The 15,095-nt window shown below is 45.1% G+C and carries 14 protein-coding genes; 4 read left to right on the top strand and 10 right to left on the bottom strand.

Annotation, left to right across the window (positions count from 1 at the left end; genetic code table 11):
• Window positions 1-225: 225 nt before the first annotated feature.
• Complete coding sequence (locus KAI36_RS01475) at window positions 226-624, top strand: hypothetical protein (protein WP_220026731.1); 399 nt, start codon at window positions 226-228, stop codon at window positions 622-624.
• Window positions 625-706: 82 nt separating this feature from the next.
• On the opposite strand, the gene pyk is transcribed toward KAI36_RS01475, so the two are convergent.
• A complete protein-coding gene (gene pyk, locus KAI36_RS01470; RefSeq protein ID WP_220026730.1) occupies window positions 707-2,122 on the bottom strand; it encodes a pyruvate kinase in 1,416 nt (471 codons plus the stop codon).
• A gap of 179 nt (window positions 2,123-2,301) precedes the next feature.
• Between pyk and KAI36_RS01465 the strand changes: the two genes are divergently transcribed.
• Entirely contained in the window at window positions 2,302-3,090 is a 789-nt protein-coding gene (locus KAI36_RS01465) for a helix-turn-helix domain-containing protein (RefSeq protein ID WP_028541943.1), read from the top strand.
• Between the two features lie 98 nt (window positions 3,091-3,188).
• Here the strand turns inward: KAI36_RS01465 and KAI36_RS01460 are convergent, their stop codons facing one another.
• The 7 genes from KAI36_RS01460 to KAI36_RS01430 all read right to left on the bottom strand — a co-directional run bounded on the left by KAI36_RS01460 (window position 3,189) and on the right by KAI36_RS01430 (window position 10,958).
• Window positions 3,189-3,593: a hypothetical protein gene (locus KAI36_RS01460; RefSeq protein ID WP_025722579.1), complete on the bottom strand. Its 405-nt coding sequence runs from the start codon at window positions 3,591-3,593 to the stop codon at window positions 3,189-3,191.
• Window positions 3,594-3,695: 102 nt separating this feature from the next.
• On the bottom strand, window positions 3,696-4,016 hold the full coding sequence (locus KAI36_RS01455; RefSeq protein ID WP_220026729.1) for a hypothetical protein: 321 nt from the start codon (window positions 4,014-4,016) through the stop codon (window positions 3,696-3,698).
• A 539-nt stretch (window positions 4,017-4,555) separates the two neighbouring features.
• Window positions 4,556-5,974 (bottom strand): sucrose-specific PTS transporter subunit IIBC, encoded by a 1,419-nt coding sequence (locus tag KAI36_RS01450; protein WP_220026728.1) that lies wholly within the window; start codon window positions 5,972-5,974, stop codon window positions 4,556-4,558.
• Window positions 5,975-6,041: 67 nt separating this feature from the next.
• Window positions 6,042-7,517: a glycoside hydrolase family 32 protein gene (locus KAI36_RS01445; RefSeq protein WP_071559465.1), complete on the bottom strand. Its 1,476-nt coding sequence runs from the start codon at window positions 7,515-7,517 to the stop codon at window positions 6,042-6,044.
• 183 nt (window positions 7,518-7,700) lie between these two features.
• Window positions 7,701-8,723, bottom strand: coding sequence for a LacI family DNA-binding transcriptional regulator (locus KAI36_RS01440; protein WP_220026727.1), 1,023 nt, complete (start codon window positions 8,721-8,723; stop codon window positions 7,701-7,703).
• A gap of 164 nt (window positions 8,724-8,887) precedes the next feature.
• The gene (locus tag KAI36_RS01435; RefSeq protein ID WP_023986591.1) at window positions 8,888-9,730 is read right to left on the bottom strand and encodes an aldo/keto reductase; all 843 of its coding nucleotides are present in this window, start codon (window positions 9,728-9,730) and stop codon (window positions 8,888-8,890) included.
• Between the two features lie 31 nt (window positions 9,731-9,761).
• Complete coding sequence (locus KAI36_RS01430; RefSeq protein ID WP_220026726.1) at window positions 9,762-10,958, bottom strand: MFS transporter; 1,197 nt, start codon at window positions 10,956-10,958, stop codon at window positions 9,762-9,764.
• 187 nt (window positions 10,959-11,145) lie between these two features.
• On the opposite strand from KAI36_RS01430, the gene KAI36_RS01425 reads away from it, so the two are divergent.
• A complete protein-coding gene (locus KAI36_RS01425; RefSeq protein WP_013308345.1) occupies window positions 11,146-11,511 on the top strand; it encodes a winged helix-turn-helix transcriptional regulator in 366 nt (121 codons plus the stop codon).
• Between the two features lie 77 nt (window positions 11,512-11,588).
• Here the strand turns inward: KAI36_RS01425 and adhP are convergent, their stop codons facing one another.
• On the bottom strand, window positions 11,589-12,605 hold the full coding sequence (adhP, locus tag KAI36_RS01420; RefSeq protein WP_071559468.1) for an alcohol dehydrogenase AdhP: 1,017 nt from the start codon (window positions 12,603-12,605) through the stop codon (window positions 11,589-11,591).
• Between the two features lie 218 nt (window positions 12,606-12,823).
• Here adhP and KAI36_RS01415 point away from each other — a divergent pair, with 218 nt between their 5' ends.
• Window positions 12,824-13,660: a carbonic anhydrase gene (locus tag KAI36_RS01415; protein ID WP_220026725.1), complete on the top strand. Its 837-nt coding sequence runs from the start codon at window positions 12,824-12,826 to the stop codon at window positions 13,658-13,660.
• 106 nt (window positions 13,661-13,766) lie between these two features.
• Here KAI36_RS01415 and KAI36_RS01410 read toward each other — a convergent pair whose 3' ends face one another.
• Entirely contained in the window at window positions 13,767-15,053 is a 1,287-nt protein-coding gene (locus KAI36_RS01410; protein ID WP_220026724.1) for a Gfo/Idh/MocA family protein, read from the bottom strand.
• Between the last annotated feature and the right edge of the window lie 42 nt (window positions 15,054-15,095).

Raw genomic sequence — 15,095 nt, 5'->3', positions numbered from 1 at the left:
CATCGGTGAATTTTTTTTGCTGTTAACTGTTTACAATCTCCTCTTTTAGTTTATTTTAAACGAGTATTAAGCTGGCGCTAAGATTGGGCGTGTATGATGTGTATTAGAATCTGGTAACTACATAAGCCGGATTGGCTAAAGGTATAAACATTACTCCCGTTGGATATCCATATACCGCTCCACCCTGTCAGAATTTTAATGAAACACAAAAGGAGATTTACACTTATGAATCGAAAACGAATTATGGTCATCTGTACACTGTTGCTGGCGTTATCTATTGGGCAGTCTTCTACTTGGGGAAGTCGGGCTAATGCTGCTACACTAGCTCCAGAGAGAGCCCCTCAGGTACAGGATAATGAAGCTTCCAAGGATGATGAACTTTTGAAAACACTGGGCTCATCCTCGGATGAGCAATTGTATGATGCGTTATATAACGGTCAAACCTTGGCAGATATTGCACAATCCAATAAACAGGACGCACAGGCTGTTGTCGATTTACAGGTAGCTCAGTTAACGAAGCAGTTGGATCAACGACTGGCCAATAAGAGCATTACGCCTGAGCAATACCAAGCCCATAAGGCAGAATTGACACAGGTCGTTGCTAAAAGTGTGTTCGGGCTGTAAGCAGTGATACGACAGAATGTGAAAAAGGCGCTGAACCTATGGGGGGCCAGCGCCTTTTGGCTTGTCTATATTTTGTTATAAATTAAACTTGATATACTCGGATCAAGTTAGTGGTGCCCGCCTCAGCGACAGGAACACCTGCTGACAGGACTACAGTATCGCCTTTATGGATATATCCTGCATTCAGGGCGTTACGGATGGAGGATTCGAACATTTCATCCGTTGTTGCTACTTTATCCCCCTTGATCGGGAATACGCCGGATAACAGGCAGATTTTAGCGAATACCGTATTATTCGGAGTAACCGCAATAATAGGTGCCTTCGGACGATATTTGGATACCATACGTGCCGTGAATCCGCTGGCAGTCGACGTAATAATCGCTTTCGCATCCAGCTCCAGGGACGAACTCACTGCTCCCTGACTAATCACTTCCGTAATGTTAGTGCTTTGACGTGCTCTGCGCTTATCGAACTGCTCCTGATAATCGAATTGCGATTCTGCTCTGGCAGCTACAGCGGCCATGGTTCTTACAGACTCGACAGGGTATTTACCCGCAGCAGATTCACCCGACAGCATAACAACATCGGCTCCTTGCATAACGGCATTAAATACGTCACTAACTTCAGCTCTCGTCGGACGCGGGTTCACCTGCATGGATTCCAGCATGTGGGTAGCTACGATAACGGGCTTGCCGACCAGATTACACTTGTCGATCATTTCTTTTTGCATCACAGGCACATCTTGAATCGGCACTTCGACGCCCAGATCGCCACGGGCTACCATAATACCATCGGAAGCTTCGATAATATCATCCAGGTTTTCCATGCCTTCAGCATTTTCAATTTTGGAATAAATTTGTACATGCTCAGCATGATGTCCCTTCAAAATCTCACGGATTTCACGGATATCGTCGCCTTTACGCACAAAAGAAGCCGCAATAAGCTCAACACGCTGCTCCACCCCAAATTGGATGTGCTTCACATCTCGCTCCGTCACGCCTGGAAGGGTCGTATGAATCCCTGGCAGGTTTACACCTTTTCTCGGCTTCAAAATACCGCCACTTACAATATTACAAATCATTTCCGTACCTTCGATGGAGGTTACAGTCAGATCCACCAAACCGTCGTCAATGAGAATGCGGTCGCCTGGTTTGATGTCCTTCGGCATATCCGGGTAATTCACTGAAATACGATGCTCGTCCCCTAGAATCTCTTCTGTGGTCAGAATGAGCTGGTTACCTGGTTTCAGCAGACAAGATGCCTCTCTCAGCTTGCCAATCCGTATTTCTGGTCCTTTAATATCCATCATGACAGGTATAAAGGTATTCATTTCCTTCGCAGCCTGCCGCACATTTTCGATACGTTTAACGTGATCTTCCAGTTCACCGTGAGCCATATTCAAGCGGGCTACAGTCATACCAGCCTGAATCATTTCTTTTAACAAATGAATGGAGTCACAGGCAGGTCCCATAGTACAAATAATTTTCGTTTTAAGCATAGTAATGTCATCCTCCTGAATGTCTTTACTGTATGGTTTTCTATTCCACTTTGCTTCTCTATCTACATTAAACTTATATGGCTCTATTCTACCTGTACCCGTGCACCAAGACTATGAACTATAGTATGATGAATGTACTACAGTATAATGAATGTTGAAGACATCGGGGAGTGAGTTTCGTGATTACATTGGTGGATATACGGCAGGACAACGGTGTGGACTGGTATGAAAAGGCTAGTGCAAATAGCGACAACGATGACTTACTGTTCATTTTGGTCACCTTTGGCAAATGTGTATATTGGGTGAACGATTGCAAATTCATTCTCGGTAAGGGTGAAACACTGCTTTTACCCGGTCATCTGGATTACTATGGCAAGAGCATTCCTACGCTTTTTCATACCAAGTATGTGATACATTGCCGCAAAACATGTACGAACAGCACACTTCCCATACTGAATACTGACAAGCCGTTGTTGATCAAACCTGGATGCTACGATATGCTGCATGAACGGATCAAATCGATGTACTATCAATGGACTGAACACCCAAGCTACTACACCATGATGGCTGACTGTCTGCTGACCGAGGCCATGATATATATGAATCAGGAGTGGGACAAAGGCGCCATTTCTTGCGATCGAGAGCGACATGTGGAACATATGAAACAGTATATCCAGAACCACTACCGTGAAAAGGTAACCAAGGAGGAGCTTGGCGACGCCATCCGTAAAACTCCTAATTATGCCGCGACGCTGCTGCGTGAGGTAACACGCCAAACGATCAGCGAACATGTACATACACAACGTATTAAAACCGCCATTTACATGCTGACCGAGTCCCGGCTAACGATCCGTGAAATTTCGGAGTATGTGGGATATAGTGATGTTTCCTATTTTCATCGAATCTTCAAACGGTTGACAGGCTGCTCACCGTCCGAATTTCTGGATGAACGTTCCTCAATCGTTTAGAACTACAGAAATAGGATTATGGGAAGATGCTACGAAGCAATTTTAAATTTGAAGCTAGAAAAAAGAACGCTCATTTTTTTGAGCGTTCTCTGGGAAAATCAGTTTTCTTCCTCTTTTTTTTCGTAGGTGAAATTTCTTAAAATGACCTGCTTTGTTTTAGTAGTTATTTCTTCCCCCTTATTATCCAAATTTGCAACCTGATCGCTTTGATACTTGTTTGGGACCTTAACGGGATAAAAATCTCCGTGCTCAGTTAACAGGACATGGGGTTGCTTAGATTGAGCTAGATGAGTTAGTTCTTTCTTTCTCTCTGGTGAGAGCCAGTTAGAATCATCGGTTGCCTTAGTCTCAGTTTTGGTTACACTGGTTTTAGAATCGCCGGTTACTTTAACCTCAGTTTTAATTTCATTAGCAAAAGTTTGGCTTTGAATGACGGTTATAACCCCTCCGATAAGAACAGTTAGACCTAAGACAACAACACTTGTTCTTAGTCGCTTGTTCACACGTACACACCTCCCTTCCCAAAAAATGTATTACGTATTTTAGAAAATATTAGATTATAACGAGTTCATAAAAAAACATAATAATCGTTAAATAAAATAGTATTAAAACGTAACGTATCCATTTCCTGAAATCGTATAATCATTGAGGTTAAGTACCATTACCTGATATTCCCCAAAACCTGGAGCTTTAATTTGAAAATCCCTATTTTCATCTGTATATCTTCCATAAACGGCAAAAACCTCTCCCAGATAATTTTTGTTCACGAGCAGGTAACCTACTTCAGAGCTAGACCAAGAACTACCATCTGCCCATTGTACTACATGGAAATTCAGGATAGCTGCGTTATTAACCGAAAACTTATTAGAGTAAACAGCCCCATCGTCTCGAGAATGGTGACTAAATGACCATGCTCCCAATGACATAGGAGAAATCTTTTGATCGAGTTGAGTCTGTTCTTTTTCAACAGCAATTCATTCTATGGGTTTCGCATTTTTGATAACTTCATTAATCTTTTCACGAATAATTGCCTCCCAAATACTAAATTTTAACAACATTTATATAATAAAACACAAAATACCCATAGTGTGCATACTATTTGTAATTTTTACCTCATTGACACAATATTTTTTCTTCTTCCAGAAGTCTGACAGATAAAAATGGACAACCATTCAGCATAAAGGGAGCATTTTCAGTCTATTGAGCGTTTGAAAACGGACTAACGTCCAAAGTCCATTTCATTGAGATGCTCTGAAACTCATTGCGTTATGAGCCGACTGTTGGCCAAAGTCAAATTACGTAACCGGATACGTAATGATAAAGTCTATAAAAAATGGTCGCTCCACCTGGAACCCTGCTCTAGTAGCCCTTTTTCACTAGGGACCAAGAGCGTTCCATGTAGAACGACCATCATATTTATGCTTACGTGCATGAATCTGCGTGTATTCGTACCACCTGGGTGGCGTTAATTAGAAGAACCCGCTGTTTTGACCTCTTCCAACATTTTATCGTTATAGCCAAACATCCAGGTCAGGACAAACGCTACAGCCATAGCAGCCAAGTTCGCCAAAATGTAAAGCGGAAGCTGATGATTCATGTAGAGCAACGTGCCCGGAATGACCGTAACTGCCATACCTGTAGCCGCCAAATGGAAGAGCGAAGCGATAAAACCGCCAACCGCACCACCGATAAGGCCCATGACAAAAGGCTTCATGTATCTCAGGTTGACCCCGAAAATAGCCGGCTCCGTAATCCCCAGAAAAGCAGACAACGAGGAAGGAAGTGCTAACGCTTTCAGCTTGCTATTCTTCGTTTTCAGTCCAACCGCCAGACAGGCAGCACCTTGAGCAGCCATAGCGCAGGTAATGATGGCGTTAAAGGCGTTTACGCCGTTCTTTTCAAGCAGTTGAATCTCCAAGAAATTAAATATATGATGCACACCTGTAACAACGATAATCTGATGCAAGAAACCGATGACAATCCCTGCAATACCGAAAGGCAAATCCAGCACAAACGTTGTTCCATGCAGCACCCATTCTTCGAGTGAATGGAAAATCGGACCGATAGCAAACAATCCCAAAGTGATCATGATCAACAGTGTTAAAAATGGTGTAAGAATCAGATCTAACGCTTCAGGCACCCGTTTGCGCAGCGCCCGCTCCAGCTTGGCTCCGATCAAGCCCACGAAGAAAGCTGGCAATACCGAGCCTTGATAGCCCACCACAGGAATGAAACCGAACATCGTCAACGGATGGGCTGAGCCGTCCGCAACACTATAAGCGTTGGGCAAGGCCGGATTTACCAGCATCAGACCGAGAACGATACCCAGCACTGGACTACCACCGAATACTCTAAAGGCTGACCATGCGACTAACGCTGGCAGAAAAGCAAAGGCCGTATCCGTTAATACTTGTGTGTATAATAGAAAATTGGGTGAAATGTCCTGTGGCGTCATGCCGAGTAGAGCGAGAATTTGCGGCTGAGTGAGCAAGCCACGTAGCCCCATGAACAGCCCCGTAGCAACCAGCACAGGAATAATCGGTACAAACACATCGCCAAAGGTACGAATGGAGCGTTGGAAGACGTTTCCTTCCTTTTTCGCCTGACTCTTCACCTCTTCTTTAGATGAACCGGTTACGCCAAGCTTTTCGACCTCTTCAAAAATTCGATTTACCGTACCCGTACCAAAAATAATCTGATATTGCCCGGAATTGAAAAAAGCACCCTTGACCTTGTCGATCTCCTCAACTTTTTTCTGATCAATCTTCTCCTTGTCATGCACCATAATCCGCAAGCGCGTCGCACAATGAGCAAAAGATGCAATATTTTCTTGCCCACCGATTGCCTGGATCACTTCTTTAGCTATTTCTCTGTTTTCCGCCATGATGTTCATCCTCTCGTTCATTCCGTTATGTTTGATGATTAACGATCCACTTGATGTCTTAGCCTACTCATGTAAAATCCCATTTCACCGCCTGGAAGAGAGCCTCTCCCTTGTCGGCAAAAAAGCGTATTTCGTCACTCTCTGGATGCGGAAAAATACGACTGGTGAACACCTCTTCCCCATCATTGACGAAAATCTCAACTGAAGACGTATCTACAAACAAATGTAGTTTGATATGATCTTTATCCCATGAACACTGCCGTACCTCACCATACGAAGTGGCTACAGGCTCACCCGATTGCGAACGATCCAATACAAGTTTGCGGCTGACGGCATTATATTTAATCACCGTTTTCTCAGTCTCACTCGCACGGAATTCAATACCAAACACCTTAGCACTCAAAAGATCTACCTCACAGATCAGCTCATAGGCCGTACCTGTAAATCCTTCATAGGTTTTGCTCTCTGAGAATAACGTGTCAGCTACCCGATCCTCACGATTTCCACGCAGCGTAGTCAGCTCAGGAATCGGTCGCTGCAAGAGTTTGCCCTCATGAAGCGTAAGCTCCCTTGGTAATGTCAGACAATGAGCCCATCCGTTCGGATCTGTGGGATAATCGATATCCGGCAGGCCCATCCATGCCACCATAATACGCCGCCCCTGTGGGTCAATCATCGTCTGTGGCGCATAGAAGTCAAAGCCTCTATCGAGCTCGTGGAATGCGCCGTGCTCCAGTCTTCTTGTTCCGGTATCTAACGGCTTGCCGATTACGTAGCCCGATTGATAAATATTGTGATTTTCATCCCCAGAAGGCTCCAAGCCCTGAGGAGAAAAGATCAAGACTCCCGCTTCGTTCAGTTCAAAATAATCTGGACATTCCCACATGTAGCCAAACGACTCCAGGCCTGTGCACAATTCTCCCTCAAACTCCCACGTACGAAGGTCGGTTGATCGGTAGAGGACGGCGCAGCCTGTTAAATTCGTTCTCTGGGCACCAATCACACAGTAAAAGCTATCGCCGTCTTTCCATAGCTTGGGATCACGAAAATGGTCTGTATACCCTTCTGGCACATTGGAAATAACGGGGTGCTCCCATTTAGTAATGTGACCATTCTCGTCCATAACAGCCATGCATTGATAAGGATGTCTGATCCAGTCTTCATCTCGTGCATTTCCCGTATACAGCATATATAACTTGCCCTCATGCTCCAGTGCGCTGCCCGAATAAGCCCCATGCGAATCAAAATAATCCCCAGGTGCGATACCAATGCCCGCACTATTCCATGTGACCAAATCTTTGGATTTCAGATGATACCAGTATTTCATCCCATGATCCGTTCCGAGCGGAAACCACTGATAAAATAAGTGGTATTCACCTTGGTAATATGAAAAGCCATTGGGGTCATTGAGCAAACCTGTCGGTGGCTGGATATGAAAAGCCTGCCGCCAGTGACATTGCTCCACTTTCTCCTCCAAGCTGGCTATTTCACCGGGCTCTGCCTGCTCGATCATTCGATACTTTTGTTCTCTTGTCATTTTCATAGGTGTACCTCATTTTTATTAAAACTTTCGCCTCAGGAACCGGTTCCAAATTAATGAAAAAAATATTTGATCGGAACCGGTTCCCATACGATTAAAAAATATACTCATCCATGGATTTGCAACCGATTCCATTTGTGCCCGAATGCTATGGAACCGGTTTCGAAGAAATTATAATCCACTTGTTCAGCGTTTGTCAACGCTTTCTCTTTCGATAAGGGAATAATTCATGACCGTCACTTTTTCTACCGATTTATGTTCTACCAGCCGCATAATATTTTGCGCTGCTACACGTCCAGCCTCCATATACGGATATTGAACGGTTGTCAGGGCAGGGTGAATGACCTCCGTAATATCGTATCCCCCAAAGCCAGTTACCGACAAATCCGACGGGATGACAATCCCTCTGGAATAAGCCGCATTGATTACGCCCAGCGCGATATTATCCGTAGCACACACCATTAACGATGGCTTGAAATTGTCCAAAATGGCGGATGCAGCAATCCGTGCATCGGACATTTTAAATCCGGTCTCATAGTATCTGATATCATACCCTGCTGCTCGCATCGCATCGTCCCTATGAGACTCAGCAGGCAATGCATCGCGAACAGCCTGCCTAAAGCCCTCCTTGCGCTGCACACCGACGGCAACATCCTTTTCAGTAACACCAACGTAGGCAATTTCGCGGTGTCCCTGTGACAAAACGTACGTGCCGATATCATATCCTGCACGATAGTCATCATGGATAAGGCTATGAAGCTGCTCGTGCTGCTGGCCCACCAGCAACACCGGAATACCGATGTCACGAATCGCGGTCAGATGGTCGTCTGTAATTTGAGCAGCCAGCAAAATGATACCCGAAATCTTTTGTCGGCCCAGCTCATAAATAGCTTCAATTTCACGCTGTACATCCTGGCTCGTATTGGAGATCAGCATCTGATAGTGCTGAGAACGCAGCTCCTCATCAATCCCCATCAGCGTATGGGATGTCGCAAAAGAATCCAGACGCGGCACAACGGTGCCGATAATGTTGGTCCGCTTCGCCTTAAGACTCTGGGCAAAGGCATTGGGCACATACCCCGTGGCTTTAACCACTTTTTCAATTTTACGTTTCGTATCCAAGCTGACAGACCCGCCGTTCAAAAAACGGGATACCGTGCTCTTGGATACACCAGCCATTTGGGCTATATCTGCAATCGTCTTATTCATGAAGTCCCCCGGAGATTTTTCATATTCATATGCTTCCAAAACATCTCTTTTCACATAACCCTATAATACCATATGGCGGGATTGGATTGCTGTGGCTCCAGACCCATCATGAGACGCCGTCCCTTCAGTGAAGAAGGAAACGGCGTCTCATGATGAACGTAATTTTAAAAATCAAAGTTATCCGGATCTGGACCTACTCGAAGATCGGCATTCAACGCCTGAATTCGATCCATATCCTCGCGCGTCAGTTCGAAGTCAAAAATGTCGGCATTTTCGACGATCCGATGCGCCTTGGTAGACTTGGGAATGGTGACAACTCCCTGCTGCACATCCCAGCGTAAAATCACTTGCGCCACCGATTTGCCATACTTGGTCGCTATGTCTTGCAGTACCGGATGATCGAGCAATTGGCCTTGCATTAACGGGGACCAGGCTTCCATTTGAATGTCGTTCTTTTGACAGAATTGCAACAGCTCGGCTTGGGTTAATTGTGGATGGAACTCCACCTGATTGATCATTGGCTTGATTTCAGCATCCTTCATGAGATCTTCCAAATGATGAATCTGGAAGTTACTGACTCCAATGGCCTTAATCCGTCCTTCTTTATACAAGGATTCCAACGCTCTCCAAGCTTCTTTATACTTTCCTTGAACTGGCCAATGAATCAGATATAGATCCAGATATTCCAGACCCAGCTTGTCCAGACTGGCTTCATAAGCTGCTCGTGTCTCTTCATAGCCTAAATCTGCATTCCACACTTTGGACGTGACGAACAGATCTTCTCTGGACAGATTATTTTCCTGAAGGGCTTCCTGAATAGCCTGTCCTACACTGCTTTCATTCGCATAGATTGCAGCTGTATCTATACTGCGGTAGCCATGCTTTACAGCAGCCTTTATAGCATCGACCAGCTCCGAACCTTCTTCCACTTTAAATACCCCGATGCCAAACCAAGGCATGTGAACTCCGTTGTTTAACAATGTTGTGCTTTGTAAGTTTTGTGTCATTTTGTATCTTCCTCTCTATTTTTTAAAAGCTTTAACCTGTAATGGTGGTTGTATCCCTTTTTTCGAGCATACGACTCCAGCCTGTGAGCAAAACCGCAACGAAAACCATAATGCTCCCGATCCAGGCCGTATGAATGAGACCGAGTGAATCAGTTACAATCCCGCCTACATAAGCTCCGATTGCTATCCCTGCGTTGAAAGCTGCAATATTAACAGCAGAGGCAACATCGACAGCTTTGGGTGCAAACCGTTCGGCCAACATGACTACATATACCTGTAGTCCGGGCACGTTCATAAACGCAAGCAATCCCATAAAGAAGATCGTAATCAGTCCTGCCGTTTTAAAAGGTGCCGTGAACAACAGGAGAAACAGGATCACTGCTTGAATCAGAAACATGTAAAACAAAGCTGAAAGCGGCTTGCGGTTGGCTGCTTTTCCGCCAATGACATTCCCGATGGCAATCGCAATTCCATACAGCAAAAGAATAAACGTTACCGTACTTTGCTGAAATCCGGTTATGTCGTGAAGTAATGGAGATAAATAAGTAAACACCACAAATGTGCCTCCATACCCCAAAGCTGTAATGATAAATGCGAGTAGCAAGCGACCATTGGTAACCAGTTTGACCTGCTCGCGGAAAGGAGTCTTGTTCCCTTTGCGCAGCGTAGCTGGCAGCAGAATCAGATTGGCGATGAGTGCCACTACACCGACGACCACAATCGCCATAAATGCAGCCCGCCAACCCCATTGCTGCCCAATGTAGGTACCTAAAGGTACACCTGTGACCGTAGCTACGGTCAACCCGGAGAACATAATGGAAATTGCACTCGCTCGCCGATCATCCGGCACAAGATCGGCCGCGATGGTGGAACCGATGGACATGAACACCCCATGAGCGAACGCCGAGATCACACGTGCAATCAGCAGCAAGGCAATTCCGCTAGAGACCGCAGCGAGGCTATTACCTGCAATAAATATAATCATGATCCACAGCAGCAACGTTTTACGGGGAACACTTGATGTTAATGAGGTCAAGACAGGTGCCCCGATGGTAACCCCTAATGCATATAGCGTTACAGTTAGTGCAGACATCGTTACAGATATATGCAAGTCTTCAGCAATCAGGGGAAGCAGTCCCACGCTGATGAACTCGGTTGTTCCAATCGCAAAGGCGCTTACGGCTAGAGCCAGTAATGGCCAGATACTTCGTTTTGATTCTGGCGACATGTTTTTCACTCCTATCTATAGAAATCTTCGACCAGCAGATGTTATTATGAGTTATTCAAGCAAATATGAACAGTACGTACTTTTTAGTGATATAGGTACTAAAAAGTACCCTAGATAAAGTTCTTTTTGATTAAAACAGGCTGTTAAGGTATGTATAACAGAAGCGATACACATGGGGGGATCGGCATTGGGGAAGAAAAAATACAACATCTCTGTTGAGGCGACGTTAGAGGTGATCGGGGGAAAATGGAAATGCGTGATTCTGTGTCATTTGACACATGGAAAGATGCGGACAAGCGAATTAAAACGAATGATGCCTTCCATAACACAAAAAATGCTGACTCAGCAGCTTCGTGAATTAGAGGAAGACGGCATTGTCAATCGGATTAGCTATAATCAGGTTCCACCCAAAGTGGAGTACGAGCTTAGTGAATATGGATGTAGTCTGAAAGGCATTTTAGATTCTCTTTGTGCTTGGGGAGAAAGACATATTATTAAAGAATACGGGGATAAGTCTGCGGTTTTGGAAGATAACATTCTGAATAAGCTGTAAAGCCAAAAAGAGCGCCTGCATACATCAGCAGGCGCTTTCTCTCTCCGAATTCCAAGGGTTACGAATTGGACATCATTTTATTTCGTGAAATCAATGACCATGCGTCCTTGGATTTTGCCCTGCTCCATCTCCTCGAAGATCTCATTAATGTCTTCGATCGGACGTTTTTGTACAAGAGGGACGACTTTACCTTCTGCAGCGAACTGGAACGCTTCTTTAAGGTCTTCACGAGTGCCGACCAAGGAGCCAATAACTTGAATGCCGTCCAGAACCAGACGTGGAATGTCCAGATCCATCTTATCGGTTGGAAGACCTACAGCTACGACACGCGCGCCGGCCTTTACAACATCGATGGCCTGGTTGAAAGGTGTTTTGGCAACAGCAGTAACCACGGTTGCATCCAGACCAGCACCGTTTGTTAACTCCTTAGCTCGGGCGACCGGATCTTCTTTCATGCTGTTAACGATATAGTCAGCACCAATTTGTTTGGCCAGTTCTAGTTTTTCATCACTAATGTCAAAGGCTACAACTTTAGCATTGAATACATTTTTGGCATATTGCACAGCCAAATTACCCAAGCCACCAATGCCGAAGATACCGATCCATTGTCCTGGTTTGATTTCACTTACTTTAACTGCTTTATATGTTGTAACCCCTGCGCAAGTTACACTACTTGCAGCAGCAGGGTCAAGACTATCTGGTACTTTGACCGCGTAGTCAGCTGTGACAATACATTGCTCTGCCATTGCACCATCTACCGTATATCCGGCATTTTTAACTTCACGACACAGCGTTTCCCGCCCGGTTAGGCAATATTCGCAGTGACCGCAGCTTTCGAACATCCAGGCAATACTTACGCGATCACCAATCTTAAGACTGGTTACTCCTTCACCTAATTCAATGACTTTTCCAATACCTTCATGCCCCAGAACTCTGCCTGTGACATCACCGAAATCTGCATTTTTTACATGTAAATCTGTGTGGCAAACTCCGCAGTATTCTACTTGGACTAACGCTTCCCCATGCTTCAGGGAGCGTAAAGGTTTCTCTTCTACACTGACTTTCTTGTCTTTTGTAACAATTGCTGCTTTCATGTAGATCTCTCCTTTAATTAGATATGGAATTATTTTGTAATTCACACTTCATTATTATAGTAATTTTTGCCCAAAAAGGACAAATATAAATCTAACTTAAAGCTATTTAATCGAAAAACGCTTCTTTCTAAGTCCTTGGACCCTTGTAGGAACTTTGTACAATAATTTACAATGTAAAAAGTTTCACATACTCTATTTTGGAAGAAGGATAAAGAAACATGAAAAAAAACTGGAAAGGTTGCCTGTTCAGCATATTTGCCATTATCTTGGTCGTGTCGGTAACAGGATGCAATTCACAGCCCGCCATTTCTAGTACCACCAGCACTTCATCCTCATCAGCTAACAACGCTCATGCAGTTGTTCAGAAAGGCCCTCACTGGTCCTATGCAGGAGATCAGGGACCGGAACATTGGGGAGAACTGGAAAAAGACTTTGTTGCATGTGGTAACGGCCACGAACAATCTCCTGTCAATATAGAGCATACCCATCTGGAAGCATCGCAAACACAGCAACCGCTACAAGTTCATTACACCAATACAAAAGCATCCATTTTGAATAATGGGCACACTGTGCAAATCAATGTTGCCGATACCAGCAATAACATCATGCTGGACGGTACTAAATTCACTTTAAAGCAGTTTCATTTTCATCACCCGAGCGAACATCAAATAGATGGTAAAAATGCTGAAATGGAGCTTCATTTTGTCCATCAAAGCGACAACGGAAGCACAGCTGTCTTAGGGGTCCTTATCCAAAGTGGCAAAGAAAACAAGGCTTTCCACCGCATCTGGTCCAAACTGCCGAAAGATATTTCCCAAGAAGCAGCTCTGGATGAAGAAATAAATCTCGCTGCGCTGCTGCCAAAAGATCTACACTCCGTTCGCTACAACGGATCGCTGACTACCCCGCCATGCACAGAACATGTAAATTGGACAGTGCTGGAGCAGCCTATTGAAATGTCCGCAGACCAAATCAACCAGTTTGCTGCCATTTTCCCCGATAACCATCGTCCTGTACAACAACTGGGAACCCGGGAACTGACTGCCGACAAATAATAAAATGTCGTTAGATAAGGTGCATTCTATATTTGAATACCAAAAGAAGACCCCTCTGTTTAAACTAGTTAGAGGGGTCTTCTTTTGATATTCAATTTATTGCTCATTACAAGCGCACCAGTTCCTCCACCTTCACTGGCTGACCTGTACGCATAGAACGGTTGGCGGCGATGCCTGTTAAAATGGACCATGCACCGTCGATATGTGAGGCCGCACGATGAAACCGATCCTCTGCCGGCTTATCAAAAATATCACGCAGCATAACTGGATCTCCTCCGCCATGACCCCCCTGGCCTTCCTCCACTTCGACCTCATAAGGTGCTGCAAAGTGGGGATAGATGGTGATGGTCTTCTCTTTTAGCGCACCCTCATCTGCCTTGCTGCCGCCGGAATTAACATAGGATTGCTCGGATACCCGAACCTCCATCCGTCCCTTCGTGCCGTTAAATACGATGATAAAGCCCTCCCAAGGCATGTAAGCATTCAGTGAATAGTTCATCACCGTCTTGTTCTGATACTTCACCATGACACTCAGCGTATCTTCAATGCTGATATTGTCGCCAAATACACTTTGATCCCGCACATAGCCATCCTCATGCTCAGCGTCCAGATACATACTTTTTAGATGCTCGTTACGGTCCAGGTGTAGCGCAAAGGGGTCATTTACCGCTGCCTTGCTGCCGTAAGCTCGTTGATAAAACTCCGTCACGCCATGCTGCTCCGCATTTTCCCGTCCGTAAAATTTCAGATCCCCCATCGCATACACCGTCTCCGGTTTTGAGCCAAGCCAGAAGTTCATCAAATCAAAATGATGCGTCGACTTGTGCACCAGCAGACCGCCGCTATTGCGCTTGTCCCGATGCCACCGACGGAAATAATCCGCACCATGCTGTGTATTCAGCAGCCATTCGAAATTGACTGACAGCACCTCTCCGAGCGTTCCGTCCATGATCAGCTCACGGATTTTCGTATTGTGCGGCGCATAGCGGTAGTTAAAGGTGACGCGCAGCTTCCGTCCCGTGCGGTCTATGGCATCCAAAATGTCTTGGCATTTATCTTCATCCACCGTCATCGGCTTCTCGGAAATGACATCACAGCCCAGCTCCATCGCCCGGATAATATACCGATGATGCACCCGGTCAATGGTCGTGACAATGACGATATCCGGCTTCGTCTCCGCGATCATCCGATCAAACTCGTGAGCTTTATAGGTCGGAATCGGCTCATGCTCGTATTTCTCCTGCAACAGCCGATTGGCATAATCCATTCTCGTCTGATTGACGTCACAGAACGCGATCAGCTCCGAGGTATCTTTGAAAACGGTAACAACTTCACCGTAAAAAAATTCGGCTCTTCCTCCAGTACCCACAAGTGCATATTTGATTTTAGCCAATTGGTTCACACCCTTTACATGAATTGCTTTTATTTTATAGTA

The organism is Paenibacillus sp. S02, from assembly GCF_019454065.1.
Classification (GTDB): Bacteria; Bacillota; Bacilli; order Paenibacillales; family Paenibacillaceae; genus Paenibacillus; species Paenibacillus polymyxa_B.
The sequence above is the reverse complement of the archived record's forward strand: the minus strand, read 5'-3'. Positions and strand labels throughout refer to the sequence as shown.